Annotated in this window: 18 protein-coding genes and 3 pseudogenes; 10 read left to right on the top strand and 11 right to left on the bottom strand. The window is 65.0% G+C overall.

The genetic code is table 11. The features are described 5' to 3' along the window. Window positions 1-6: 6 nt before the first annotated feature. From AB4Y42_RS32175 to AB4Y42_RS32140, 8 genes are all read right to left on the bottom strand, one after another. On the bottom strand, window positions 7-2,085 hold the full coding sequence (locus tag AB4Y42_RS32175; protein WP_368690133.1) for a sigma-54-dependent Fis family transcriptional regulator: 2,079 nt from the start codon (window positions 2,083-2,085) through the stop codon (window positions 7-9). 171 nt (window positions 2,086-2,256) lie between these two features. Beyond that, a complete protein-coding gene (gene narL / locus AB4Y42_RS32170) occupies window positions 2,257-2,904 on the bottom strand; it encodes a two-component system response regulator NarL (protein WP_368690134.1) in 648 nt (215 codons plus the stop codon). A 241-nt stretch (window positions 2,905-3,145) separates the two neighbouring features. Next, window positions 3,146-4,105, bottom strand: a complete 960-nt coding sequence (locus AB4Y42_RS32165; RefSeq protein ID WP_368690135.1) for an electron transfer flavoprotein subunit alpha/FixB family protein — start codon at window positions 4,103-4,105, stop codon at window positions 3,146-3,148. Continuing rightward, complete coding sequence (locus tag AB4Y42_RS32160) at window positions 4,102-4,902, bottom strand: electron transfer flavoprotein subunit beta (RefSeq protein ID WP_368690136.1); 801 nt, start codon at window positions 4,900-4,902, stop codon at window positions 4,102-4,104. Before AB4Y42_RS32160 ends, AB4Y42_RS32165 begins: the two co-directional genes overlap by 4 nt. Beyond that, window positions 4,899-6,566, bottom strand: coding sequence for a hypothetical protein (locus tag AB4Y42_RS32155; RefSeq protein WP_368690137.1), 1,668 nt, complete (start codon window positions 6,564-6,566; stop codon window positions 4,899-4,901). The genes AB4Y42_RS32160 and AB4Y42_RS32155 overlap by 4 nt, the downstream gene beginning before the upstream one ends. Window positions 6,567-6,588: 22 nt before the next feature. Then, window positions 6,589-8,763: a (Fe-S)-binding protein gene (locus AB4Y42_RS32150; protein WP_368696434.1), complete on the bottom strand. Its 2,175-nt coding sequence runs from the start codon at window positions 8,761-8,763 to the stop codon at window positions 6,589-6,591. Window positions 8,764-8,925: 162 nt separating this feature from the next. Further along, a complete protein-coding gene (locus tag AB4Y42_RS32145) occupies window positions 8,926-11,118 on the bottom strand; it encodes an FAD-dependent oxidoreductase (protein WP_368696433.1) in 2,193 nt (730 codons plus the stop codon). Between the two features lie 46 nt (window positions 11,119-11,164). Beyond that, window positions 11,165-12,277: an aminomethyltransferase family protein gene (locus AB4Y42_RS32140; protein WP_368690140.1), complete on the bottom strand. Its 1,113-nt coding sequence runs from the start codon at window positions 12,275-12,277 to the stop codon at window positions 11,165-11,167. Between the two features lie 484 nt (window positions 12,278-12,761). On the opposite strand from AB4Y42_RS32140, the gene AB4Y42_RS32135 reads away from it, so the two are divergent. From AB4Y42_RS32135 to narL (AB4Y42_RS32115), 5 genes are all read left to right on the top strand, one after another. Further along, on the top strand, window positions 12,762-13,718 hold the full coding sequence (locus AB4Y42_RS32135) for a 2Fe-2S iron-sulfur cluster-binding protein (protein WP_368690141.1): 957 nt from the start codon (window positions 12,762-12,764) through the stop codon (window positions 13,716-13,718). A gap of 23 nt (window positions 13,719-13,741) precedes the next feature. Then, window positions 13,742-14,860, top strand: a complete 1,119-nt coding sequence (locus AB4Y42_RS32130; RefSeq protein ID WP_368696432.1) for a DUF3445 domain-containing protein — start codon at window positions 13,742-13,744, stop codon at window positions 14,858-14,860. Window positions 14,861-14,980: 120 nt separating this feature from the next. Then, a complete protein-coding gene (locus tag AB4Y42_RS32125) occupies window positions 14,981-16,657 on the top strand; it encodes an APC family permease (protein ID WP_368690143.1) in 1,677 nt (558 codons plus the stop codon). A 27-nt stretch (window positions 16,658-16,684) separates the two neighbouring features. Continuing rightward, a complete protein-coding gene (locus AB4Y42_RS32120; protein ID WP_368696431.1) occupies window positions 16,685-17,299 on the top strand; it encodes a dimethylamine monooxygenase subunit DmmA family protein in 615 nt (204 codons plus the stop codon). A gap of 181 nt (window positions 17,300-17,480) precedes the next feature. Beyond that, window positions 17,481-18,140 (top strand): two-component system response regulator NarL, encoded by a 660-nt coding sequence (narL, locus tag AB4Y42_RS32115; protein WP_368690145.1) that lies wholly within the window; start codon window positions 17,481-17,483, stop codon window positions 18,138-18,140. Window positions 18,141-18,152: 12 nt separating this feature from the next. Here the strand turns inward: narL (AB4Y42_RS32115) and AB4Y42_RS32110 are convergent, their stop codons facing one another. Continuing rightward, a complete protein-coding gene (locus AB4Y42_RS32110) occupies window positions 18,153-19,937 on the bottom strand; it encodes a histidine kinase (protein ID WP_368696430.1) in 1,785 nt (594 codons plus the stop codon). Between the two features lie 76 nt (window positions 19,938-20,013). On the opposite strand from AB4Y42_RS32110, the gene AB4Y42_RS32105 reads away from it, so the two are divergent. The 4 genes and pseudogenes from AB4Y42_RS32105 to AB4Y42_RS32090 all read left to right on the top strand — a co-directional run bounded on the left by AB4Y42_RS32105 (window position 20,014) and on the right by AB4Y42_RS32090 (window position 23,957). Then, window positions 20,014-21,936: a PAS domain-containing protein gene (locus tag AB4Y42_RS32105; protein WP_368696429.1), complete on the top strand. Its 1,923-nt coding sequence runs from the start codon at window positions 20,014-20,016 to the stop codon at window positions 21,934-21,936. Between the two features lie 43 nt (window positions 21,937-21,979). Next, window positions 21,980-22,564: a helix-turn-helix domain-containing protein gene (locus AB4Y42_RS32100; RefSeq protein ID WP_368690174.1), complete on the top strand. Its 585-nt coding sequence runs from the start codon at window positions 21,980-21,982 to the stop codon at window positions 22,562-22,564. 202 nt (window positions 22,565-22,766) lie between these two features. Then, window positions 22,767-23,032, top strand: a pseudogene (locus AB4Y42_RS32095) (integrase core domain-containing protein); the annotation flags it as partial. A gap of 205 nt (window positions 23,033-23,237) precedes the next feature. Then, a complete protein-coding gene (locus tag AB4Y42_RS32090; protein WP_368690148.1) occupies window positions 23,238-23,957 on the top strand; it encodes an HAD family hydrolase in 720 nt (239 codons plus the stop codon). Between the two features lie 3 nt (window positions 23,958-23,960). On the opposite strand, the pseudogene AB4Y42_RS32085 reads toward AB4Y42_RS32090, so the two are convergent. Continuing rightward, window positions 23,961-24,545: pseudogene (locus tag AB4Y42_RS32085) on the bottom strand (IS6 family transposase); the annotation flags it as partial. 73 nt (window positions 24,546-24,618) lie between these two features. Further along, a pseudogene (locus AB4Y42_RS32080) lies at window positions 24,619-24,780 on the bottom strand (IS6 family transposase); the annotation flags it as partial. A gap of 629 nt (window positions 24,781-25,409) precedes the next feature. Between AB4Y42_RS32080 and AB4Y42_RS32075 the strand changes: the two are divergent. Beyond that, window positions 25,410-25,724 (top strand): hypothetical protein, encoded by a 315-nt coding sequence (locus AB4Y42_RS32075; protein ID WP_368690175.1) that lies wholly within the window; start codon window positions 25,410-25,412, stop codon window positions 25,722-25,724. Window positions 25,725-25,738: the final 14 nt, after the last annotated feature.

The raw sequence follows: 25,738 nt of genomic DNA, 5'->3' as shown, positions 1-25,738 counted from the left end.
GGCGCGTCAGCGTTTGATGTGGACGCGCCGCATTTTGCGGTACAGGGTGTTGCGCGTCACGCCCAGCGCCTGGGCGACTTCGCTGACGTTCCAGCGGTGTGTGTCGAGCAGGCCCATGAGCGCTTCGCGTTCGGCTTGCAGGATGGCGTTGAGCGGCGCCGCGTCATCGCAGTCAGCGCCATTGCCGGCTTCGTCGATGTCGATGTCGTGGCCGTTGTCGTCGGCGATAGCACGGGACACTGCGCAAAGCGGCCCGGACGCACCGGCTAGGCCGGCGGCACGCGTGACGTCAGGGGGCAGGTGTTCGGCAGTGAGCTCCGGCCCGTCGCACAACGCGGCAGCCGTGCGCAGCACGTTGCGCAACTGGCGCACGTTGCCCGGCCACGCATGGTTGAGCAGGATATCCCGTGCGTCCATGCCAAGCGAAGGAGGCACTTCGTTATCCTTATCGAGCAGATGTCGGATCAGCGCGAGCTTGTCTTCGCGCTCGCGCAGCGGCGGCACGCGCAGGGCGACGCCGCTGATGCGGTAGTAGAGGTCTTCGCGGAACTGCCCCCCGGCGACAAGCTCGCCCAGGTCGCGGTGGCTCGCGCTGACGAGCTGGAAGTCGACCTTGATGACGGTTTCCGAGCCGAGCGGCGTCACCTCGCGCTCTTCTAGCACGCGCAGCAGGCGCGCCTGGAGTGCGAGCGGCATGTCGCCGATCTCGTCGAGAAAGAGCGTGCCGCCGTTGGCCTGCAGAATCTTGCCGCGCCGTCCTTCGCGCTGCGCGCCCGTGAACGCGCCGGCGCGGTAGCCAAACAGCTCGCTTTCGATGAGGTGTTCGGGCAGAGAGGCGCAGTTGATCGCGACGAACGGGCCGTCGCGGCGCGCGCTCGCCGCGTGCAACGCGTTGGCGAAGACGTCTTTGCCTGCGCCGGTCTCGCCGTGCACGAACACGGCGATGCCGCGATCGATCACGCGCTCGCCGAGGCTCAGTTGGCTCGCGAGCTGTGCGTCGCCGAACTCGACGCGCGGGCCGCCGGCATGGCGCGCGCTCTCGCGGGGCGCCACGCTGGCGCGTGGCGCGGCGGCCTTCGGCTCTTGTGCGCGTGCTACCGCTCGCGCGTCCGCGCCTGCTTGAGGCTGCCTGAGCGGCGCCTGCGCGACGGCGAAAAAGCGATTGGGCGCGTGCGCACGGTACACGGCGACAGGATGAAACGAGCTGTGCACGCTGCGCGCGACGAGGTCTTCGAGCGTCGCGTTGAAGAGGTCGGTAATGCGCTTTCCCGCGATTTCGGCGAGCGTGGCAAAGCCGAGCTGGAACAGCGCGCTGCGGTTTGCGCCGAGTACCAAGCCGCTGCCGTCGATCGTGAGCTTGCCGGCATGCAGCGTATTCACGAATTCCGGCCGGGTGTGGAAGTGCACCATGTGGGCCTGCGCGAGGCGCGCATCGAGCAGGCGGTTCTCGATCATCTGCCGCGACATGCCCACCAGCACGAGCGAATGTTGCTGCTGCAGGTGCGAGCGGCTCGTGACGTCTAGCACGCCCGCAATTGCGCCGCGTTCGTCGAACACGGGCGCGGCGGAGCAGGTGAGGCTCGTGTAGCGTGAGAAAAAGTGCTCGTGCTGACGCACGGCGAGCGCATCGCCTTCCGCGAGGCAGGTGCCCATGCCGTTGGTGCCCGCTTCGCGCTCGCTCCAGACAGCGCCCGCGCAAAAGCCCCAATCTTCGACCTGCTCCGCAAAGCTCGCCGACGAGACGAGATGCAGGATCACGCCATCCGCATCGCTCAATACGACCGCGAGATCGGCGTCGCCCAGTTGCTGGTAGAGCGTCGTCATCTCGAGCTTCGCGCAGCCGATCAAATCGGCCTGGCGTTCGCGGCGCTGCGCGAGCTCCGCGCCCGTCAGCACCGGCGGCAACGGGCACGCATCGGGGTCGAGCCCGTAGTCCTGGAGGCAGCGCGTCCACGAGCGCACGATGGCCGCGCTCGGCTCGTAGTGCCCGAGCCGCTCGCGCAATACGCCTTCGACGCCGCTCGTGCGGGCTGGACGCTCATCACGCAACTGAGCACGTTCTTCAGCATATTGGGCTGACTGCATGACACATGTCTCCGGGGTCTGCGACTGCCACTAGCGGACGAACCGGGCGGCTTCGCCACCCTGCATCCGATTATTCGCCGTCGAATTTCCGGTGACAATTCGCCTCGAAGTGCTACCTCTTAGTGGGTAGAGGCGTGTCTTGCAGCACGATACCGTGGGTAGTTCCGTCGCTCAGCGCTCGCGCAGCGAGCCGTGCTCGTGGCGCCATACCACGGCTTCGAGCCGCGAGTGCAGGTCGAGCTTGCGCAGGACGTGCTTCACATGGACCTTGACGGTGCCCACGCTGATGCCGAGCTTGCGCGCGATGACCTTGTTGCACATACCCTCGACGAGGTAGTCGAGCACCTCGACCTCGCGTGCGGTGAGGTCGGACTGGACGGGCGCCATGCGCTGGCCGCCCGAAAGGGCCTGCACGAGGCTGCCCGTGACCGCGTCGCTGAGCACGGCGGCGCCCGTCAAGGCCTTTTGCAAGGTCACGCAGAGGTCCTCGGGGTCCATGTCCTTGAGCAGATAGCCGTGAGCGCCTGCGCGCAGCGCGGCGACGACGTCCCGCTCGTGGTCCGAAACGGTCAGCATGATGAAACGGGCGTTCACGCCGGCGTCGCGCATCAGCTGGAGGGTTTCAATGCCGCTCACCTCTGGCATGTTCAGGTCGATCAGCACGATTTCGGGCTTCAGGCGCGCGGCCAGCTCGACGCCTTCGCGGCCCGAAGCCGCTTCGCCAGCGATCGAGAACGACGAATTCATCTGGATGAGCTGCGCGACGCCTTTGCGAAAGAGTGCGTGATCGTCGATGAGCAAAACGGTATGCGGGGGCATGGAGGCTTCCTTGGCGCGTTGTCCAGACTACCTGTCTCTACTGGAACGGCGTGCTACCCGTCTTGCGGCGCATGCGGGCTTTTCGTGCATTCACGTTTGCTGCAACCGGATCTTTTCTTGATTAGAAGGTTAAGTCTACGCGTGGATTCCCGATGGACAAAATTGATTGTTGAGAAAAAAGCGGGCCGGCCCACCAGGAGCCGGCCCGAATCACTTCTCACTTCTCGCGACCGCAAACCGTTCAGAAGTGACTGCGCAATTCTTCCGAGATCTCGAAGATGTCGCCGACGATGCCGTAGCGGGCGATCGTGAAGATCGACGCTTCGGGATCGGTGTTTACCGCAATGATGTTCTCCACATGCTTCATGCCAGCCATGTGCTGCACCGACCCGGAGATGCCCATCGCCACGTACATCTTGCACGCCGCCGCGGTTTTGCCGGACTGCCCCACCTGGTGCGCCTTGGGCAGCCAGCCCGAGTCGGCAATGGGGCGCGAGCAGCCGAGCGCCGCGCCCACGGTGTCCGCGAGCTCCCTGAACTGCTCGACGTGCGTCTCTTCGCCGATGCCGCGCCCAATCGAAAGGATGAATTCGGCGCCCGGAATGTCGACGTCGCCGCTCGCGGCCGGCTCCTCGAAGCCCTTGTGCGCACTGCGCGGCGTGACGGCGGGCGCGGCGAACGGGCTGAGCGCCGGGCTGGCGGGGTTTTCGGGCGCCTTGAAGGCGCCGGGGCGCAGGGTCACGATCGCGGTCTCCTTGCCGGGAAACTCGATCTCCATGTTGACCTTCTGGCCGTAACCCGAGCGCGTCGCGACCCAGCCCGCGTCGTCGCGCGCGAGCGCGAAAGCGTCGGTGGTGAAGCCGTAATTGCCCTTCGCGGCCAGCGGCGCGGCGTAGCCGAGCGTGTCGATCGTGTGCGGCAGCAGAACGAGCGAGGGCTTGCGGGTCTCGATCAGTGCGCGCGCAACGGTTTCGTAAGTCTCCGGATCGAAGGCATCGGCGCTCGTCTGCACGGTGACGATTTCGTCGACGCCCGCGAGCTTGAGGCTTTCCACATACGCATCGGGTTGCGCGCCGAGCACGGCGACCGTGACCGTTTCGCCGCTCGTTTCCTTCGCTGCCGCGGCGGCGCCGAGCATTTCGAGGCTGACCGGGCGCAGTTGCCCTTGACGGTGTTCGACCATTACCAGAATTCCGCTCATTTCGCTTCTCCCCTGAATTCCTTGATCAGGCCTGCCAGGCGTGCCGCCTGCTCGGCGGGCGTGCCCTCGATCATTTGCGCGCGGCCCGCGCTCGGCACATAGACGCGCCTGATGCGCGAGAGCGATCCCGCCGCACCGGTCTCATCGGCGGCGAGACCGAGTTCGTCGGGCGTCAGCGTTTCGATGGGCCGCGCCGCCGCCTGCTTGATGCCGCGCAGCGATGCATAGCGTGGCGTGTTGATGCCGAGCTGAATGGTCAGCACGGCGGGGCACTGCACCTCGACCGTGGCGTACGCGCCGCCTTCGAGTTCGCGGCGCGCGGTGGCCGTTTTCGCGCCGGGTGCATAGTCGAGCCCTGCCACGACAGCCGCGTGCGGCCAGTCGATGAGACCCGCGAGCGCCATGCCGGTCACGCCATAGGCGTGGTCGGACGCCTGCACGCCCGCGAAGATCATGTCGGGCGCTTCCTTGCGTGCAAGAGCGGCCAGCACGCGCGCAATGGCGACCGGGTCGGCGTCTTCGAGCGCGTCGTCCCACACGCGCACCGCGCGGTCGGCGCCCTTGGCGAGGCACTTGCGCAGTTCGTCGTCGGCGCTGTCCGGGCCGACCGTGGCGACCACGATTTCGACCTCGCCGTTCGCGCCTTCTTTCAGGCGCATCGCTTCTTCCAGCGCGTAGTGGTCCCACTCGTTCAGGTCGAAGACGTGGAAATCGGCGCTGACATCGCGGCCGTCGTCGCTCAGCTCGAAGTCTTCATCGAGCGAGGCAACCTGCTTGATCGTGACTAGTATTTTCATCTTGACTCCATCGTTGGCCTCGAAGAGGGCGAATCGGATTGCCCGGATTGCTCGTACTGCGGCGCATCGTCGTCAAGCGGATGCGCGGAATCGGTGTTGCGCTGCGCGGCGTGCGCGGCGGCCGCGAGCGTCGCTGGCGCGACCGCCGACGACACGACGGGACCGAGCGCGTGCCCGAAGTGGGCGAACAGGCGCGCACGCGCTTCGCGGTCCGGATCGAAGCGCATGCGCCAGCGGTCGGCATCGGTGAGATTCGGATGCTCGAACACCAGCACGCGGTGCAGCGGGTAAGGCTCGTGGCGCAACCGCAGCAGCACGCGCCGGGAAGCCGCGCGGTTGAGGATCACGCTGCGGCGCACCTCGGCCGCGGGGTGAGCGGCAAGCCGCGCGAGCTGTGCCTGCGGGGTCGCGGGGTGGTGCGCGATGGCGGAAAGCACGTCCACGTCCTCGTCGGTACACAGGCGGCGCATCAAGGCGCCTGGCAGGTCCTCGCGCAACGCGACGCCTGCTCGCACCCACGCCACCGGATCGGCCGCGAGCTGCGCGACGAGCCGCGCCGGGCAGTGCGCGTGGCGGGCCACGGCGCGGCGCACTTCGGATTCGCTGTCGCTTACGAGCCGCTCGAGCCATTCGGGCGGGCAGGCCGGATTGCGCGCGAGCGTGCGGCGCACCCACGGGTCGGCGTTGCCGGTCAGCCAGTCGACCACCTGGAGCGGCAGGTCGTGGCGCGCCGCCACGACGCGCCGCACGATGGCCTGAGCGTCGAAGCACAGGCCGATCAGGGCGCCCGCCGGCGTGTGCGTATTGAGCGCGGCGGCGCGGCGCACACCGGGGTCGGCGTCGCGGGCGAGCTGCGCGAGGATCTCGGGCGGCGTGCGCGCCTGGAGCGCGAGGCTGCGCCGTTCGGCGGACGAAGAAGGCAGGGTGCGCAACAGCGCCTCAGGGCAGCACGGATGGCGCAGCACCTGGGCGCGCACTGCGCTCGCATGCGTGCTCTTCCACAAATGCAGCAGCGTTTCTGGATCCGTTGCGAGATGGATGGCCAGCAGACGTTGAAGCACGGCGATCTCGCGCTGCCCGACGAGCGTGAGCAGGTCCGAGGGCACGCCGACGTTTTCGCACAGCGCGCGCAGCACTTCGATGTCCTCGCTGCGCGCCGCGAGCTTTGCGAGCAGCGCGTGCGGCGCTTTGGCGTTACGCGCGAGCAGGCAGGCGAGGCGCGCTTCGGGCGCTTCTGGCGCTGCGTGTGCATCGGCGAGCAGGGCGAGCGCGTCGCCTGGTGTCGCGGAGTTTCTCGCGAGCCGCAGCTTCAGCGTCTCGTCGTCGTTTGCCGCGGCGAGCCGGGCCAGCTCGGCCAGCACGGCGCTGTTGGCGAACGTGCAGGCCGCCAGCGCGAGGCACTCGCGCCGCGCGCCGAAGAGGCGCACGCCAAGGCGCTTGCGGTCCGCTTCGCCGGCGTGCGGGTACAGCGCAGCTGCCGCGTACACGTCGTCGGCTGCGAGCGCGAGTTCGATCAACTCGCGCCAGTGCCGCCGCATCGTCGGCGTGCGCGCGCGGCGCCGTGTGGGTGCGCTGGCGTCACCGCGTGCGCGCACGTCGGGCGGCGCGTGCCGCTCGTGCGTCTCGCACGCAGGGCGGGACGGGGTCGCGTAGCTGGGCATCATGGCGCGCTGTCCTCGCGGGCGTTCAGGCGGCCGCGATGGCACGTACGCCGCCTTCGGGCGCGGCACCGTCATCTTTGGAATCGGCGAGGCTCTCCGCGACCAGCTCGATCAGCTCGCGCACGACGAATTTGCCTTCGTAGCCGCTCGTTTTCAGCGCATCCTCGAACATGGTCAGATCTTTGGGGCAGCAGACCACGAACACCTCCAGTCCTTCGATGCGCGCGGCTTCGTGCATGCGGTTCTGCGACGGCTTTTCCTTGCCCACCGGATCGCTCATCCAGATCCGGCCGCCGCCCGCGCCGCAGCAGAACGAGTTGTCGCGCGAGCGGGGCATGTCGACGAGTTCGCACCCGAGTGCGGCGAGGATCTGCCGCGGCGCATCGTAGCCCTTGTTGAAGCGCCCGAGGTGGCAAGGGTCATGGAACGTCACGCGGTAGCCGAGCTTGCGTTTGGGTTTCAGGACGCCTTCGGCGAACATGCGCGCGACGAGGCTCGTGTAGTGCTCGATCTCGAACTTGCCGCCGAAGTCGGGGTACTCGTTGCGGATCGTGTTGTACGAGTGCGGATCGGTCGTGACGATGCGCTTGAAGTGCGAATGCCCAAGCATCGCGATGTTGTTCTCGGCAAGCAGCTCGTACAGTCCTTCCTCGCCCACGCGGCGCACGTCGTTGCCCGCATTCGATTCGCCCTCGTAGAGAAGACCGAAATCGACCTCTGCGTTGTGCAGCAGCGTGGCGAAAGCCTGGGTCACGTGCTGGTTGCGCGGATCGAACGAAGCGTAGTCGCCGACGAACCACAGGAGGTCAACGGGTTCCTTGCGCGCGTCCTTGATCTGAAACGGCAGTGGCTTCGTCCACGCAGCCCTCTTGCGCTTCGATTCGTTAAACGAATTGCCGTTCTTGTGGATGGCCTGCAGCGTTTTCTGCACCTGCGGCTCCATCTCGCCCTCCTCGACGAGCTTGCGCCGCATCTGCACGATGATCGGCACATGCTCGACCGCAACGGGGCAGATCTCGACGCAGGCCATGCAGGTGCGGCACGACCACACGGTTTCCATGAACACCTGGCCGATGCCCTTGCCGTGCACGTCGAGCTTCACCTCGTCGGGCAGCGCGTTCTTCTGCAGCGCTTCGTTGGCGAACTCGCGCAGCGAGAGGATCACGTCACGCGGCGACAGTGGCGCGCCCACGGCGTTCGCGGGGCAGGCCTCGTGGCAGCGGCCGCATTTCGTACAGGCGTCGAGGTTGAGCAGGTGCTTCCAGGTGAAATCGGTAATCGTCTTGTAGCCCACGCTTGCGCTGTCGGCTTCAACGCGGGGCAGGCGCTGCGCCGCGAGCGGATCGCGCATCATGAGCGAGCCCGACGCCGTGAAGATGTGCTTGACCTTCGTGTACGGGATCAGCGCGATAAAGGTGAGCGCGAGCAGGCCGTGGAACCACCAGAGCCCGGTGCGCATGACGTACGCTGCCGAGGCGCTGATGCCCACGCCCTTGAAAATTTCGGCGAGCAGGGCGGCCACCGGCGACCACCAGCGCGTGTCCCACACCACCGCGCGGTCCTGCAGCCAGACGAGGCGCAGCCCGCTCAGCACGAAGCCGGTGATGCCGATCAGCACGAGCGTCCAGAGGAACGCCCAGTCTTCGCGCCGATAGCCGCTGCGATCGTAGTCGGGGTCGCCGGGCTGGCGGTCGGGGCGCTTGTAGTCGAGCTTCGGCGGCTTGATCCAGCCGCGGCGCGCCATCATGTAAATGAGCCCGGCAATCATCGAGACGCCGGCCAGATTCATCGCGAGCTTGAACAGCAGATAGAAGTTGCCGTTCCAGAAATGAAAGCCGAGGAAGCGCGCGGTGACGTCGTAGTCGACGGTCACGGTGGCCGTGCCGAGAAACAGCACCGCAAAGCCGTAGAAGATCATGCGGTGCGCGCGGCCCGCAGCGGGATCGCGGCGCGCGACGGTGCGGTGGCTCAACACGACGCGCACCATGTCCTTGAAGCGCGCCTGCAGATCGATCTTGCCGAACGATTTCGACAATGGCTGGCCGCGCCGGTACTTGCGGATCTGCACGTAGACGCCCCACGCAAACGCACCAACCGCCGTGAGGCCGATGAGATAGAACAGCGCGATCGCAAACGACGGGAAGCCCTCGAACAGAATGCGCGTGACGGTCGCGGGGTCGAAAGTCGCTGGAGTCTGCATGGCTCGTCCGTTTCATGAAGGGGGGAGTGCGCTTTATGCAGGCAAAGCGCGTCCATGCCAGGCGGTCGAGCGCGCCTGACGAGGCCGTGGCGCCCGCTGCCGGGCGCGCACGGCGGCGGGCCAGTCCCGGCCGGCCGATAGCCGGCCAGGGCCCGCGCCGCCTTACTTCTTGTAGTGGATCTGGTAGGTGCCTTCAGGCATATGCGGCGTGCCCCAGACGGCCACTTCGCGCTTGTACGGCAGGGGGAACTGCGCGTTCGCCTCTTCGATCTCGCGCGCGAGGCGGTGACCCGTGAAGGTCGCGTCGGCGATCAGACGCGGCGCTTCGGCATCGCCGATCAGATACACGCCCTTGATGCCCTTGCTCTCCCACTGGTCCTGTTTCGCCTTCACCTCGCGGTAGAGCGTGTCGTTCGAGCGGCGGCCCGTCACGAGCACGAGCGAATCGAACTCGAGCCAGCGGTGGGTCTTGTTCGCGTCGCGCGGCAACGCGCCCGGGCCCCGGTAGGTACGGCGCGAACCGTCGCCCCAGATGTTGTAGATCTCGATGCGGCCTTTTTCGATGCGGCTCGCGAAGTGATCGCCCATTTCCGTCACATGCAGTTCGTGCAGCCGGCGCATCATGTTCGGATACTCGAGCGTGAAGTGCATGTAGTTCGCGAGATGCACGCCGCTCACGATCGTCACTTCGTGGCCCGCTGCGGCGAGCTTTTCGGCGAGGCTCGGCGCCATGAAGTACGTGTCGGCGTTGAGGATCACCACGCGCTTGCCGATCGGCTTCTTGCCTGCGAGCACCTGCTCAGGCGTCAATTGATCGGGCTGCGAAGCATCGGCGCCGGGGATCGGATCGTGCGTGAGGCAGTTGGTGCCGTCACCCACCCAGTGCGACCCAGTTGCGATCACAACCTTCTCTGCGCCGTAGTCGAGCACGTCGTCGGCGGTGAGCGGCTTCACGCCGAGCGCAAGCTGGCTCTGCTTGTTCTTCTTGAGCAGCTTGGCGATCTGCGTCTCGCGATAGTCGCGGTGATAGCCCCATTCGCCGAGACCCGGCAGCGCGACGACGCTGTTCAGGTGGCCGCCGATCTTCTCTGCGGAATCGACGAGGTGGACCGTGTAGCCGCGCTGCATCAGCACGCGCGCGCATTCCGAGCCCGAGGGGCCCGCGCCCACCACGAGCACCGAGTCGCCCGACTTGCATTCCTCGAACTTCTCCGGGTGCCAGCCGCGGCGATACTCTTCGCCGGCCGTGGCGTTCTGCGTGCAGATCATCGGCGAGCCGCCGATCTCCCAGCGGGAAATACAGACATTGCAGCCGATGCAGACGCGAATGTCGTCCACACGGCCTTCCTCGATCTTCTTCGGCAGGAACGGGTCAGCGATCGAGGGACGCGCGGCGCCGATGATGTCGGCAAAGCCCTTCGTGACGATCTCGGTCATCTTCTCCGGATCGGTGTAGCGGCCCACGCCGAGCACCGGCTTCTTCGAGACCTGCTTGATGAATTTGGTCCACGGCACCTGGTGGCCCTGCAGGTAGAAGCGCGACGGTCCCGCATCTTCGCCCCACTCGGCAATGTCGCCGACATCGACGTCCCACAGGTCGACGAGCGGATCGGCCATTTCAACGAACTTCATGCCGTCGTTTTCCACTTCGACGCCGCCGCTGCCATAGAGCGAGTCGACGGCGAAGCGCGTGGCAATCGCGCAATCGCTGCCCACGGCGTGGCGCACTTTTTCGAGCGTTTCGAGCCAGAAGCGCGCGCGGTTTTCGAGCGAGCCGCCATAGCCGTCGGTGCGCTTGTTGTAGTAGGGCGAGAGAAACTGCAGCGGCAGATACGAGTGCGCGCCGTACACGTAGACGATGTCGAAGCCCGCGTCGCGCGCGCGCAGCGCCGCCTCTACGTAGTATTGCTGGACGTCGCGGATATCGTCGAGATCCATCTCCTTGCAGTACGTGAGCGTTTCGAACTCCGAAGCGTACTGGCTAGGCCCGCGAGGCGTAGCGCGGCTTTCCATGCAGGGCGCGTGCGAGCCGCCGTACCACATTTCGATGCCGGCGAGCGCGCCGTACTTGTGCACCTCCTCCGTCATTGCGCGCAGGTTGCGCACGTCGCCTTCGTCCCAGATGCGTGCGGAGAGGCGGTGCGTGTCGTCCGACTCCGGGTGGATCGAGCAGTACTCGGTGTTCATCGCCGCCCAGCCGCCTTCGGCCTTCATCGAGCGGTGCGCAGCCTGGAAGCCGGGCAGGTTGCTGCCCGCGCCAATGCAGTGCGGGACTTGATAGAAGCGGTTGCGCAAGGTCTTCGGGCCGATCTGGATGGGCTCGAACAGCACGTCATAGCGGGGATCGCGGGACATGGGGACGTCTCTCCTTGTGTGTTTGTTGGCTGCGTGGGGGCGATGCTCAGGCCGCTACGCGGGTGCGCACGCGTTGCGGGTCGTAGAACGGCGTGCGGGTGACGGTGCCGGTGAAGTTGCCGGCGGCATCGCGGATCTCGACCTTGGTGCCGAGCGCAATATGCGCCGGTTTCAGATGGACCATCGCGAGCGACTGCATGAGATAGCGGCTGAAGGTTGCGCTCGTGACGACGCCAACCTGTTCCTTGCCGATGTAGATCTTCGAGCCAGCCGCAACCGGGCCATCGTGTTTCACGAGCACGCCGGCCTGCTTGAAACGCTCCTTGCCGCGCGCGTTGAGCAGCGCGGCCTTGCCGACGTAGTCACCGGGCTTGTCGACGTCGATCATCCAGTCGAGGTTCAGCTCCCACGGCGTGACGTCGCCTTCGGGCATGTCGAACGGGTAGAAGAGCAGCGCCGCCTCGATGCGCGCGAGTTCGAGCGAGGTCCACGAAGCCGGGACGATGCCGAGCGGCTTGCCCGCTTCGAGAATGGCGTCCCACAGCGCGATGGCGTCGCTGGCGCTGCACGAGATTTCGAAGCCCTGCTCGCCCGAGTAGCCGCCGCGCGAGACGATGATCTTGCGATCGAACAACTGCGTTTCGACGTGGGCGAAGTACGGCAGCGCGGCGAGATCGATGCCGATATGCGGCTGCAGGATGGCGGCGGCGCGCGGACCTTGCAGCGAGAGCATATGGACGTCGAAGTCCTGATGCCATTCGACATTGCGGCCCTCGGCTGCGCGGCGCAGGCGCTCCTGGGTCGAGCCGCCGCCGTGCGAGATGCGATAGTGGTTCGGCGCGTCGTAAATCACCATCAGGTCGTCGCAGATCACGCCGCGCTCGTCGACTTCTGCCGCGAGGCGCGCGGTGCCGGGCTTCATCTTCGTGACGTCGATGGCGCAGATGCTGTCGATCACGGCACACGCGTCCGGGCCGCTCACGCGGAGGATGTTCAATGCGCTGATATCGTAGAGGCCCGCAGTCGAGCGCACGGCGACCACCTCATCGCTGGGGTCGCTGTTGTAGTACCAGGGTAGCGGCATGTCGTTCCACATATCGCCGTCAAGCTTCGATCCCAGTTCGCGATGGCGAACGTTCAAAATTGATTGCCTGGTCATAGCGTTTTCCCGAGGTTGAACCTTACGTGAATGAAGGCCGACGAGTCAGGGCTGATTGGCCTCGACGAGGGCCGCCGGATGACAGGTAGTCTCGGTCGTTAAAATCGGCATCACAATCGCTCCGTGGCGCTACCTCCGAGTGGGTAGGCGTGCTACTTAGCCTGGGCGCGAGCGGGCGCCAAACGCGTGGCAAGACCTTGCATCGCGTGACAGTCGAGGGGCGATAACCGTGTGCCTCATGCCGGTTGCACGGGCCATCCACGGCACCGGGGCGTTCATTTGGCATCGTGAGCGGCACGCCGAAGCACCCTCGCGGGCGTAGCGCAGGGCCTACCCCCTATGAATCATTGATCTCCTTTTTTGGCTCGCCGATTCTGTTCAACAGATTCGCTGCCACGCTGCGCCTGTCCGGTTCAGGGTCTTCCCTGAGCAGCAACGCACACCCGACCGGCAAAGCGATCATCTGACATGAGGATCAATGGGCATGAACGGACCTAAGGCCATTCCAGTACGTGTCGAACGCGTAGAGCACATCACCGCCGATATCCGGCGCTTCACGCTCGTGCCAGAGGACGGTGCGCATTTGCCGGCGTATTCCGCTGGCAGCCACGTCGTCGTCACGATGCGCGGCGACGCGCGGACCTGGCGCAACGCTTACTCGTTGACGAAGCCTGCGGGCGCACGCGACGCGTATCAGATCATGGTGCGCCGCGTGCCCGCCTCGCGTGGCGGCTCAGCGTTCATGCACACGCAGGTGCGCGAAGGCAGCCGGCTCGAGATCTCGATGCCGTCGAACTTCTTTCCGCTCGCCCGGCGCGCGGCGAAGCATGTGATCGTCGCGGGCGGCATCGGCATCACGCCGTTTCTCTCGATGTTGCCGGAGCTGGCCGCTAGCGGCGCGCACGTGGAGATGCACTTGTGCTGCCGTCCCGAGGACGCCGATGCGCTCGGTGCGCTGATCGCCGACCGCATCGTGGGCGGCGTCGCCATCTACACGGACGTGCAGGATTCGCAAACGCGTTTCGGTTCGATGCTCGCCGCACAGCCGCCGGGCACGCATCTCTATACCTGCGGCCCGGTGGGCTTGATGGAAGGGCTTGCAGAGGTCGCTCACTCGCTCGGCTGGCCGGATAGCCATTTCCACCAGGAGAGCTTTGGCGGCGCATCGCATGGCGAGCCCTTCGTCGCGGTGCTCGCGAAGAGCGGCTGCGAAGTGGCGGTGGGCCCCGACCAGAGCCTGCTCGAAGCGCTCGAAGCGGCCGGTATCGACGCGCCCTACATGTGCCGCGGCGGCGCATGCGGAACCTGTGCGCTGGAAGTGCTGGAAGGCGAGCCCGAGCATCGCGACTTCTTCCAGAGCGCCGCCGAACGGGCGACGAACTGCAACGTGCTGCCGTGCGTGTCGCGTGCGCGCAGCGAGCGTCTCGTGCTGAACATCTGACGAATACGAGGAAGGCCAACGCCATGTCGATAGCATTCAAGCCCGATGAGTCGTTTCGCGACGCTTTTACGTATCGCAACAGCGACGAAGCGATCCTGCGTTTTCCGTTTCCGTTTCCCGAAGACAAGTACATGTACTCGGTGAATATCGAACCGCACGTGCCGGGTGCGCCCGGCACGGTGCTTCACGCCGCGTTCGATGTCGACGAGCACTACATCGCCGAGTGCCGGGACCGCGCACTCACGCTCGAACGCGATCCGCTTCGCTGCCAGGTGCTGGACCATATGGAGGCCGCACAGTGGGATACGCTCGAGCTCATCATGGAGAGTCTCGCCCACGACTACCCCGAGCAGTTCCAGCTCGAGCGTGACGGCGAGCGCTGGACCTGGACGAACCGCCCGCTCGGCCTCGAACAGCAATTCGTGTTCGGCGACGCCGCCACGCTGCCGTGCCCGCCGTTCGAGTACATCACGCGCCAGGCGCAGGGCGACTTCTGCCTGCTCGATCATCGCGAGGACAACCTGTTCATGGACGGCGGCACGGTGACCACCCAGGCGGACTGGTCGCTCGATTTCGATCTGGGCATGAGCTTCATGGAATGGCACGGGCCGGTGCCGCTCGCGCATCAGGCGGGCATTTTCGAGCGCGCGCTGAAGTTTTTGTTGCGCCTGCAATTAGGTGCGCCGGTGCGGCGCCTGAACTGGACGATGACGGTCAACCCGCGTCTCGACACCTCGCCCGAGCAATATCCCGAGTGGGGTCCCGACCGCGCGAGCATCACGCCGGAAAACGTGGGCGGCAAGCTGCACCTGCGTGTGGAGTTGCAAACGTTGTTCAGGCTGCCGCGCAGCAACGCCATCCTCTTTTGCGTGCGCTGTTACCTGATCGGCCTTGGCGAGCTCGCACGCGTGCCGAAATGGGGCAAGCGCCTGCATCGCGTGCTGGGCACGCTGCCGCCGGAACTGGCGGAGTACAAGGGGCTGGTCCGCTATCGCGAGACGGCTACGCAATGGCTTTCGCAATTCGACGACGGCACGCCGGCCTCGGCCGGCACCCAGCCCGACGTCGATCGCTTGATCCCGCAGCAGATCCAGGCGCAACCTGGGCAGACCCAGGCCAGGCCGAGTTTCGCCAGCATTTGAGCTTTACCCGTGACCACGCCGCGTGCCGTGCACGCGGCTCGCGGCCACGAGCGCATCCCCACATTCCGTATCCTGGCCGCCACCCACAGCGGTCCCTCACCAGAGAAAGGAAAACCGATTATGAATGCGATTCCCGAAGACCTTGTCGTCGAAGCGGAAGGGTCGTTACAGCGCAAAATCAGCTGGACCGGCGCGTTCTGGGTGGCAAGCGGCGTCCCGGCGCTGGTGCTGTTTTCGATTGGCTCGATCGCGGCGACTGTCGGCAAGCTGTCGTGGGCCGTCTGGATCATCTCGATCGGCCTTGGCTTCATCCAGTCGTTCTCGTACGCGGAGATCGCCGGACTCTTTCCGCACAAGTCGGGTGGGGCCTCGGTCTACGGCGCCATCGCGTGGGTGCGCTACTCGAAGCTGTTCGCGCCGCTCTCGGTGTGGTGCAACTGGTTCGCGTGGTCGCCGGTGCTCGCGATCGGCTCGGGCCTCGCGGCGGGCTATGTGCTCTCGATTCTCTTCCCAGCCGACTCCGCCATCAACACCTGGCAGATCACACTGGTGAGTCTGGACTGGCTGCGCTCCGGACTGAGCTTGCGCATCAACGCGACCTTCATACTCGGCGCGGCGATCCTGCTCGTTACCTTCGCGATCCAGCACCGCGGCATCATGAACGCGGCGCGCATCCAGACCATCCTGGGCGTGGCAGCGCTGATCCCGCTGATTCTGGTGGGCACGGTGCCGCTCCTCACCGGCGATGTGCCTTTGCACAACCTGTTTCCGCTCGTGCCGTTCGCGAAGGACAGTGCAGGGCAGATCATCGACGGCACCTGGGGGCGCGCCGGCATCACGCTGATGGCGGGCGGGTTGTTCGTCGCCGCGTGGTCGACCTACGGGTTCGAGACGGCCGTTTGCTACACGCGTGAATTCCGCAACCCGAAGGTCGATACGTTCAAGGCCATCCTGTACTCAGGTCTCCTGTGTATCTTCGTGTTCACGGTGGTGCCGCTTTCGTTCCAGGGCGTGCTCGGCCTCGGCCATCTCGTGACGCCCGACGTGAAGGACGCCGCTGGCAACGTGGTGACGCCCGCCGTGTATAGCGGCATGCTCTCGCCGGATATCTACAGCGGCATGGGCGTGGCCAAGGCAATGGCCCCGATGATCCGCGGCGGCCTGCTGGTCGAGCGCGTGCTCGTCGTGATGCTGGTGCTCGCACTGGTGCTCGCGATCATGACCTCGATGGCGGGTTCGTCGCGCACGCTGTATCAGGCCTCGGCGGACGGCTGGCTGCCGAAGTACCTCTCGCACGTGAACGAACACGGCGCGCCCACCCGCGCGATGTGGACCGACCTGTGCTTCAACCTGGTCCTCCTGATGATGTCGGACTATGTGTTCGTGCTTGCGATGTCCAATGTCGGCTACATCATCTTCAACTTCCTGAACCTGAATTCCGCGTGGATTCACCGTCTGGACCGCGCCGACTGGCACCGTCCGTTCCGCGCGCCCAACTGGCTGATCGTGCTTGGCACGCTGTTCTCCTTCGTCAATCTCGCGCTGATGGGCATGGGCGCAGACACGTGGGGCCGGGGCACGCTGGTCTCGGGGCTGTGCTTCGCCGCGCTGATCGTGCCGGTGTTCCTGTTCCGCCACTACATCACCGACAAGGGGCACTTCCCTGACGCGATGAAAGAGGACATGGAACTCACGGGCGGCGGCAAGGTCGTGAAGCGCGCCGGGATACTGCCTTACCTGACCATCGCGGCCGGTGTTGCCGTGGTCGTGGTGACCCATAGCCTCGCGATCTACTGATAACCGAGCACACGGAGGGCGCCCCCGATGATGACCTCGCTTAACAAGAGCCGCCCGGTGTATGCGTCGCTCGAGCCCGTTGCGCAAGGCACGCAGCACTGGTTTGTGACCTCCGGCGCGACCGACGCGGACCGCGCCAGCGCGCTGAACACGCTGAGTAGCTTGAGCACGGCGGGCGGCGCCGCGCCGCTCGAAGTCTGGGCGGTCGACAAGGACATGGCGCAGGCGGGCGCAGGCGCTGCCTGCGCGCTTGCGAACGCGGTGGCGCACCGCTTCGACGCCGAAGACGAATTGCTCGCCGCGCTCGGCAAGGCGCTGCGCGGCGCCCGCGTGGGCATCCGTCTCTACGCGCTCGGCACCGAGCCGTTTATCTGGTCGGTGGGGCAGGTTGCCGAGCGCTGCGGCCTCGCGCCCGATGCGGTGCAGGTGGCGCATAGCGGGAGCCTGATGCGGCGCGTGTACTGCATCCATTGCCGCGCGATGAACGAGGGCGTGACGACCAACGTGGCGGCCTGCGGCGGGTGCGGCAGGCACCTGCTCGTGCGCGATCACTTCTCGAGGCGGCTGGCGGCGTTCATGGGCGTGCAGGCCGACGCCGAAGTGCCCGGAGAACTGCCCGAGATCGAGCACGCGTTTCGCTAGCGGCAGCGACACGGCGATCGCCCGGCGTACGCCCGATAAGGGTATGCGCCGGGCGGTTTTCATTTCTGCCTGCCTCCCGCCTACCCCCAAAGGAGAACTCCCTCTTGCGGATTGCTTACGGTCAGCCGCGCGCCATACTGGAATCGTTCAGCCTGTTGCCGTTTTGCATGGGGGAAATAACATGGAACCTGTGACGACCGTACTTCTCATCGACGATCATGCGCTGTTTCGCGCCGGTGTGGCGCAGCTCATCCAGATGGACCCGGGCTATCGTGTCGTGGGCGAGGCCGGCTCGGGCAGCGAGGGCGCGGCGATGGCGCTGGAGATCAAGCCCGATGTGATCCTGGTCGACCTGAACATGCCGGAAATGAGCGGCGTGGAAACCATTTCGATGATGCGCGAGCAGGGCGTCGAGTCACGCTTCGTCATGCTGACGGTGTCCGACAACGAGCGCGACGTCGTGGCCGCGCTGCGAGCCGGCGCACACGGCTATCTGCTCAAGGACATGGAGCCTGAAGACCTGTGCCTGAACCTGCAGAAGGTCCTGAAGGGCACGGCGGTGCTCAGCGAGGCGGTGACCGGCAATCTGGTTCAGGCGCTTTCGGGCGGCCACTCGCTCCACGCAAGCGAGACCCTGCTCTCGGCGCGCGAGCAGGAGGTGCTCGACTATCTCGTCGAGGGGCTGTCGAACAAGGCGATTGCGCGCAAGCTCGACATCAGCGTCGGCACGGTCAAGGTTCACGTCAAGCACCTGCTGCATAAGCTCGATCTGCATTCGCGGCTCGAAGCCGTGGTCTGGCGTCACGAGCAGATCGGGCGGCGGGCTCCGCTGGGCGGCTAGGCGCCACGCACTTCAAAGCACAGGGTTGCCTTTGCCGATGCGCGTCTGCTGTGCGAAGGAGGCCGGCACGAACGTCAGCACGATGGACGAGCCGGGCTCGTTCGAGTGGATCTCGAGCCGGCCGCCGAGACTGCGCGAGCGTTCGCGCATGATCGAAAGTCCGTAATGATGCTCGCCGCCCGATTCCGTGGTGATGCCGCGGCCATCGTCCGCGATCGTGACAGTGACCTCGCGCCCGTTCGACGCGAGCGTCACGAGTGCGCTCGATGCGCGCGCATGGCGCACGACATTGGTCAGGGCCTCGCGCACGACCTGGCCGATGTGCAACTCCTCATTGACGGTGAGCCGCACGCGGCGAATGCGGTTGTCCACCGAGATCTGCACCTCGCTGCGTGAGGACAACTCCTCGGCGACTTCCTCGAGAGTCGCGGCGAGCCCGCGCGCATGCACCGACGTGCGGAACGTGGTGAGCAGCTCGCGCAACTGGCGATAGGCGCTGTCGATTCCCTCGCGGATCGCCCGCGCGATCTGGGCAGCGTCGCTCTGCGCAAGCTCTTCGGGCAGCACGGCTTGCAGCCGCGCGAGCTGGATCTTCATGTACGCAAGCGACTGTGCGAGCGAGTCGTGGAGTTCGCGCGCGATGGCGTTGCGCTCCTCGAGCAGGGTCATGCGCCGGTCGCGCACGTCGCGGCTCAGGTTGGAAATCGCGTGCGCGAGCACGCTTGCGATGGTTTCGAGCAGATGCAGATGGCGTTGCTCGTAGCGCGTGTCAGTCCCGCCTTCGCCGATCAGCACGCCGTATGTGCCGGAAGGCACGCGCACCGGCGCTGCGAGCACGGCCAGCCGTTCGCCGCTCTCGCTGTCCGGCAGCGAGCGCACACCCGATAGCGACATGAGCTCGCTCACGACGTGCTCGCGCACGATGTGGGGCGCGAGGCCCGCCGGCGCCACGACGGTATCGACGCCGAGCAGTTGCGCCGAGGTCTCGGAGAGCACGAGCGCGATGCGCTGCACTCGCAGGATGCCGATGAGGCGCTCCAGCAGCGCTTCGAGCGTGCCGCCGGAAGGCGCGTCTTCCGCGAGTTGCGCGCAGATATAATGCAGCAGGTCGAGCGACTGGTCCGCGAACGCGATATGGTCTTCGACAATGCGCTTGAGCAGGGCCGATTCGTCCTGCTCGCTGCGCAGCCGGGCCGCGAGGGCGCTCATCACGGTGAGCAGACGGTCGATCTCGTCGCGCCCCGCGGGCACCGCATGTCCGGTCTGGGCCAGCGTGTGCAGGAGCACGGCAGGACGCAGGACCAGCGCGCGCCGGGCGCCCCACGCGAGCGCGAAGATGCCGGCGAACATGAGCGCGGCGATGCAGGCTTCGAGCAGCGTGATGACGGCCTCCAGCGCGTCGCTCTGGCTCTCGATCCCGGCCCTGAGCGCATCGAGCAGCTCCGGCGTCGGTTGCGCGCTGTCGAGCGCTCTGAGCTGTTCGGCAACGAGCGGCGTGGGCGCACCCTGTTGCCGCCAGTGCTTCAACAACGTATCGTTGCGTACGAGCGCTGCGGCTTGAACGTTCAGTCCGGCCGCAGCGTCGGGCGCGGCGGCCGCAATGCTCGCGGCGATGCGGTGCAGCCGCGCGGCGTCGCCGAGCGAAACGGAGGCCTGCTCGTAAATACCCTTGTTGTCCAGTTGCACGCGCGTGCAGACGAACAGCAGCGCGATCAGCGCAACGAGGCAGGCGAGGACAATGCAGGTTTTCGCGTAGAGCGGGTAGCGTCGCAGCCAGGCGCGGTCGGCAGCATTCATCTGGAGACAGGTAGCGAAGAAGGTGCGGGCGGGTTCTGAGCGCCAAGCCCGTTTTATGGATTCGCGAGGTCAACGCATGATGACAGTTTATCTGTTTTCGACAGCACTGCTGGTGGCGATAGTGGGGGTCGTGCTGCCGCGGCTCGGTCCGGGCCAGGGCGTCGACATTCTGCTCTATATCGCCGTCGTGCTTGCGCTCGCGCTGGCAAGCGGGCTGCTCGGCCTCGCCTTCACCTTTGGCGCGAAGCGGGCGGTGCGCCGCGGCATGCGCGTTGCGGCGGCGCCCGAACTCACCGCATTCGCCGAAAATCTTTCCACACCCGCGGTGCTGCTCGACAACGACGCGCTCGTGTTCGTCAACGGCGCGTTTCTCAAGCATGCGCGCTGGGAGCATCACGTCGACGAGATCGTCGGCATGCCGTTCGGCAATCTCGTGCATCCGCAGTCGATGCTGGACTTGACGAAGCTGCTCGCGCAGGCAGGTGACGACACCGAGCGCACCGAGGGCTCGCTGCGCCTCGCATATGGCGACGGCACGTTTCGGCGCCATCCCGTCACCGTCCTGCGCGGCCGGGGCTCGCGGCTCACGCTGCTGCAGTTCCCGGCGCCTTATGCCAGTGCCGACGTGCAGCGCAGCGAGGCGCAGATCCAGCAGCATTGCCAGGACGTGGTCGCGCACTTGCCGCAGGCGCTCTTTCGCATCGACCGCGAGCAGAATCTGATCTTTGTGAACCCTGCGTGGCGCAGCATGCTGCGTATCGTCGGAGGCGGAAGCGACTTTCCGCCGCTTGCCGGGTTCGTGCATCCCGAAGATCGCGCTGCGCTGAGCGCGAGGCTCACCTCGCTGATCGACGGACAGTTGGGCGAGCTGATCACGGTCGTGCGCATGATCCGCGCCGACGAGACCATGTTCCATGTCGAGCTGCGCTGCAAGAGCGTGGCGGACGCGGAGGGTCAACTGATCGGCGCGGTCGGTCTCGCGCTCGATGTCTCGAACAGCCGCCGCAACGAGGAGGCGCTGCACGCGAGCCGCCGCAGCCTGCGCATGCTGCTCTCGAACGTGCGCGCCATGATCTATCGCGGGCAGAACAACCGGCACTGGTCGATGGAGTTCGTGAGCGAAGGCTGCTTCGAGCTGACTGGCTATGAAGCGAACGAATTGCTCGACGAGTCGGTCATGAGGTTCGTCTCGCTCATCCACCCCGAGGACCGCGAATTCGTCTGGAACGAGATTCAGTCCCGCGTGGCCGTGGGCGAGCCTTACGAGGTCACCTACCGCATTGTCGACCGCGCGGGGCAGACCAAGTGGGTCTGGGACCAGGGGCGCGGGATCTTCTCGGCACGCAACGAGTTGCTGGGCCTCGAAGGCTTCATCATCGAAGTGACGCGGCGACAGCTTGCCGAGGAAAGCACGCGGCGCAGGCTCGTTTTCGACCGCTCGACCGGCCTCACAAATTCCGCGATGTTCATGGACCGGCTGAGCTTTGCCATTGCGTTCGCAAGCCGTAGCGGACAGCCGTGCGCGGTCCTGGCGGTACGCGTGAGCGACTTCGAGAAGGTGACCGGACGCTTCGGCGCGGAATACGCAGACCGCGTGCTCGTGGAGTTGGGCCGGCGCTTGCAGGCGATCCAGGGTGACATGAACTGTGCGACACTGCTCGATAAGCAGGATTTTGCGATCATGCTCACGGATTTTTCCGCGGCAGCCCTTGGCTGGTGCGAGTGCGCGGAGCAGGTCGCGGCGCTGATGCCCAACGACAGCACGGCTGCGCTGGATATCGTTGCGGAATGCTTGAGGGAGAGTGTCGGCGTTCCGGTGCGTGTCGAGGGACACGAGTTTTGTGTCACGGCGCAGGTCGGTTGGGCGCTCGCGCAAGGCGAATCCCCACGTGCGCTGGAAATGCTCGACAGCGCGCTCGCGTCGGGTGAAGCGTCGGGCGCTGGTCGTGCGAACGGGACGGCGAATCAACAAGGACAGGCAGATGACCAAGCACGATGACGAAGCAGTGCCGGCGGCCGCACAGGAGGCCAGCGATCAATCGATGTCGATCGAGCATTTCATCGGCAAGGTCGTGCGCGAGAACCGCACGAATCAGGGGCTCACGATCGCGGAGCTTGCGGAGCAGAGCGGGCTCTCGCGCAGCATGGTCTCGAAAATCGAGAACGGCCAGGTGTCCACTAGCCTCGAATCGATGGTGAGCATCGCTCGTTCGCTGGGTATTTCCTTGTCGACGCTGTTTCGCAATTTTGAAGGTCAGGAAGGCAATGCGCAGCACGTGAAGGCGGGTAAAGGCATGGAAGTGGTCCGGCGCGGCACGACCAAGGGGCACACCTATCATCTGCTGGCGTACGACCAGGGGCCGGTCAAGCTGTTCGAGCCTTTCCTCATTTCGATGGACGACGAGTCGGAGATCTTCCCGACTTTCGAGCATCCTGGCACTGAGTTCATCTACATGCTGCAGGGCAAAATGGAGTACCGGCACGGCAATCGCAGCTATCTGCTGCAACCGGGCGATGCGTTCACGTTCCGCGGCTCGGTGCCCCACGGGCCGGAACGACTCATCAAACTGCCGATCCGCTTCATCACGATCATCATGTACGGCCATGCGGGCAGCGCGGACTCTTGAACATCGGTTCAGGTCCTGCGGACTATGGGGTTCTGTTGCATCAAAGCGTTCGGCTATGATGTGAAGAACAAGATGAACGGGTTTTGAGAATCATACAGCCGACCTCCCGCCGCAAGACACTTGGATGGAAAACGCCTTTGGAAGTGTTCAGCGAGCATCTATCATAAGCGCTTAACCGGTGTTGCGACGACCGGTTGAATCCGCCCAATACGTATCGATCCGCTATACGGATCGGCTGGTTGATGCTGGCATCGAGCCGTCAGTGGGTAGCGTGGGCGACTCCTACGATAACGCCCTGGCTGAAACGATAAACGGCTTGTACAAGGCCGAGATGATCCGTGCCTCGGGCCGTGGCGCAATTTACAGGCCGTTGAAATGGCGACGCTCGAATGGGTGGACTGGTTCAACAATCGCCGGCTGTTCGGCCCCATCGGCGACATTCCCCCTGCCGAGGCAGAAGCCGCTTAGATTGTCGCGCTACATTGCATGATGCGTGACTGGATGATGGTCGGTACCGGTGACCGATAGGCTAGACCCGCTCCTGAGCGTCGCACCGCCAAATCGTCGATAGATTGGTAGAGCTGGGAAAATTCCCGTCGGAATCGACCACGAAGCGTTCCGCGACGCGGATATAGTGACATTCACCACCTCAAGCACCCAGGATACCTTGCATATGTTCTCTGCCGCAATCTTCGACATGGACGGATTACTGATCGATTCGGAGCGAACGATCATGAATACGTGGATAGCCGTCGGACACGAACTTGGCGTTCATATACGGCCTGTCGACTATGCCGAGATCATCGGGAGATCGCTGCCCGAGTGCCAAGCGATGCTGGCGAGAATGTTCGGAGCGGAGCCGCTCTTTCAGGAAGCGCTTACGCGAGCTCGGCAGCGGCTGCACTCTCCGGCGAGTCCACCGGTGTTTCCACTGAAGCCGGGAGTGCATGCCCTACTGACTGCATTGGTCAATGCTGGGGTCCCATGCGCCGTCGCGTCGTCATCAAGCAGACAAGAGATTCTATCCCGGCTTGCACGGGTCGACGTGCTCGGTTTCTTTGATGCGATTGCTGGAGGGGATGAAGTTGCCCGTGGTAAGCCCGATCCGGCCGTGTATGAGCTTGCGGCTTCTCGTCTGCGGAAATCGTCGAGCGATTGCCTGGCGTTTGAGGATAGTGAGAACGGTGTGCTTGCCGCACATCGCGCAGGGATACGAGTCGTGACGGTGCCGGACCTGAAGCAACCGCCGGCTGAAGTAATCGGGGTTAGCTTGACGATGCTTCAGAGCCTTGATCAGGCGATCGAGTACGCTTCAGCGTGGTTCGGCATAGAAGATCGTAGGCTTCGATCGCCTGGCGAAACTCGGACCGCAAGCGATGAATGCCGCCCATGACGCCGTTAGGCGAAGCTGGAGTTGGCGCGCCGATTTGAAGCGCCGCATGACCTTCTCGCGCACCCGCGTTGGCTGATGCGAATTCTCCGCCTGGTTTTTCACCCCATTGTGCTGCCGGTGCTCGACATTCAGACAGAGTTCAGCGTTGGCCGCCGTATAGCTGCGCAGCTTGTCCGTCACGATCACGCGCGGACGTCCGTGCCGCTTGAGCAGCTTGCGCATGAGCCGTTTGGCCGCTGCCTTGTCGCGGCGGCTTTGCACCAGTACTTCAAGCACCGCACCGTGCTGGTCGACCGCCCGCCACAGCCAGTGCTTCCTGCCACTGATCGTCACGACGAGCTCGTCGAAGTGCCACTTGTCGCCGCGTCCAAGCGCCGTCGAGCGGATGCGCCTGGCGATCACCAAGCCGAACTTTACCGCCCACTCCCGTACGGTCTCGTACGTCAGTTCGATACCTCGCGCGGCCAGGATTTCCTCGACCATGCGCAGACTCAGCGGGAAGCGGTAGTACAGCCACACCGCGTAGCTGATCACGTCAGGCGGAAATCGATAGCCTTTGAACGAGATTGATGCGTCGGCCGACGGCAGAAGGTTTTGTCGCGATAACGATTACAAGTTAAGAAAAGCCATATATGAATAGGACTACTTATACTACCAATGACTAGAACTGCTCGGCAACAGTTTGTCGGGCGCCGTCACCTTTCATCTGCCCATTGGCGATTATATGAACCACCTCGATGCAACCGAGCAGGATGCGCGCGCACCGGAAACCTTTGAATCCGAGCATGGGGCGGGTACGCCGCTTGATCGCGCGGTGGAATTCGGACGAAATCTACGTTGATTAAAATTCCGTTCGCGCCAATCTTAGAAGCGACGGCTTGACGCGTTCGATCTAGGTCCAGCCGTTGTTGAAACGAATAGCGCGAGGCGAGCGCTACCCTCGCACAGTCTTGAACGGTCACGTGGTGGGTTAATTGGCGCTGCGACCTCTCGCCGCGCAGACTGTATTTGCTTTCATCGCACGGTGCCTTTGAGCCAAGTCACCGGTACCGTTTGCACGAGGCGAGCGCCCATGCGGCGCAGGGTGTCGCTGGTCCCGTGGTGCTTGGCAAGCCTGCGACAGCGTGGGAAAGAACAAATGCAGGTTCAGGCTCCGACCCATGTGGACATCGCATGGAAAGCGCAGGTCACCGACGGAATCTTCAATGCGGCCTTCCAGCTTCCCCTTCAATCGTTTTGGTTTGACTACAGCTGCGGGTTCACATAGATAGCGATGAGGTAGCTGGCTGTATGTTTGTGACGTGTGAAAGTAACCGTGTGCCTGCGTTGAACGTGCCTTTCGGCGGGTTGCCGGGCAGGGGGGTATGGTCAGCGGTTCAGCAACTGCTGCCGCGGGACGTCCTGATTCTCAGGGTGTCGCGGCCGCGCTCGCGGGCCGTTCCAACAATCGTGATGCTGGACCTGCGCGAAACGGCCGCGACGCTTGAGCAGTTCGTCGAAGGGGCGGTCGTCGTGCGCGACGCCGCCATCCTGAGCACAAGGATGGCACAGGAAGTCGACAAGTGGACGCTCGAACCGCTTGGCGAGATCCGGGTGGGAGTGACCGAGTACGAACATCGCAGCACAGGCAAGCTGCTGCTCACGGTGACCCGGTTCACGACGGCGGCGGGGCGCACGTTATCGGTGCCGTACGCGCTCGCGACAAAGCCCGCGCGCGGCAGGCGGCTCTGGCACGGGAAGGCGCCGGACGCACCGGCCCCTGCCTGATCCTGGCTCGCCGT

Origin of the sequence: Paraburkholderia sp. EG286B (genome assembly GCF_040965655.1) — a bacterium.
In the GTDB taxonomy this organism is placed as follows: Bacteria; Pseudomonadota; Gammaproteobacteria; order Burkholderiales; family Burkholderiaceae; genus Paraburkholderia.
This window is presented reverse-complemented; position numbering and strand designations above follow the sequence as displayed.

What these genes read in the sequence shown, in the direction of transcription:
- narL (WP_368690134.1), bottom strand. Translation starts at nt 2,904, where the DNA reads ATGCCCCCGCATACCGTTTTGCTCATCGACGATCACGCACTCTTTCGC.
- AB4Y42_RS32110 (WP_368696430.1), bottom strand. Translation starts at nt 19,937, where the DNA reads ATGAATGCTGCCGACCGCGCCTGGCTGCGACGCTACCCGCTCTACGCG.
- AB4Y42_RS32120 (WP_368696431.1), top strand. Translation starts at nt 16,685, where the DNA reads ATGATGACCTCGCTTAACAAGAGCCGCCCGGTGTATGCGTCGCTCGAG.
- AB4Y42_RS32125 (WP_368690143.1), top strand. Translation starts at nt 14,981, where the DNA reads ATGAATGCGATTCCCGAAGACCTTGTCGTCGAAGCGGAAGGGTCGTTA.
- AB4Y42_RS32155 (WP_368690137.1), bottom strand. Translation starts at nt 6,566, where the DNA reads ATGATGCCCAGCTACGCGACCCCGTCCCGCCCTGCGTGCGAGACGCAC.
- AB4Y42_RS32165 (WP_368690135.1), bottom strand. Translation starts at nt 4,105, where the DNA reads ATGAGCGGAATTCTGGTAATGGTCGAACACCGTCAAGGGCAACTGCGC.
- narL (WP_368690145.1), top strand. Translation starts at nt 17,481, where the DNA reads ATGGAACCTGTGACGACCGTACTTCTCATCGACGATCATGCGCTGTTT.
- AB4Y42_RS32150 (WP_368696434.1), bottom strand. Translation starts at nt 8,763, where the DNA reads ATGCAGACTCCAGCGACTTTCGACCCCGCGACCGTCACGCGCATTCTG.
- AB4Y42_RS32100 (WP_368690174.1), top strand. Translation starts at nt 21,980, where the DNA reads ATGTCGATCGAGCATTTCATCGGCAAGGTCGTGCGCGAGAACCGCACG.
- AB4Y42_RS32175 (WP_368690133.1), bottom strand. Translation starts at nt 2,085, where the DNA reads ATGCAGTCAGCCCAATATGCTGAAGAACGTGCTCAGTTGCGTGATGAG.
- AB4Y42_RS32145 (WP_368696433.1), bottom strand. Translation starts at nt 11,118, where the DNA reads ATGTCCCGCGATCCCCGCTATGACGTGCTGTTCGAGCCCATCCAGATC.
- AB4Y42_RS32090 (WP_368690148.1), top strand. Translation starts at nt 23,238, where the DNA reads ATGTTCTCTGCCGCAATCTTCGACATGGACGGATTACTGATCGATTCG.
- AB4Y42_RS32140 (WP_368690140.1), bottom strand. Translation starts at nt 12,277, where the DNA reads ATGACCAGGCAATCAATTTTGAACGTTCGCCATCGCGAACTGGGATCG.
- AB4Y42_RS32075 (WP_368690175.1), top strand. Translation starts at nt 25,410, where the DNA reads ATGCTGGACCTGCGCGAAACGGCCGCGACGCTTGAGCAGTTCGTCGAA.
- AB4Y42_RS32105 (WP_368696429.1), top strand. Translation starts at nt 20,014, where the DNA reads ATGATGACAGTTTATCTGTTTTCGACAGCACTGCTGGTGGCGATAGTG.
- AB4Y42_RS32160 (WP_368690136.1), bottom strand. Translation starts at nt 4,902, where the DNA reads ATGAAAATACTAGTCACGATCAAGCAGGTTGCCTCGCTCGATGAAGAC.
- AB4Y42_RS32130 (WP_368696432.1), top strand. Translation starts at nt 13,742, where the DNA reads ATGTCGATAGCATTCAAGCCCGATGAGTCGTTTCGCGACGCTTTTACG.
- AB4Y42_RS32135 (WP_368690141.1), top strand. Translation starts at nt 12,762, where the DNA reads ATGAACGGACCTAAGGCCATTCCAGTACGTGTCGAACGCGTAGAGCAC.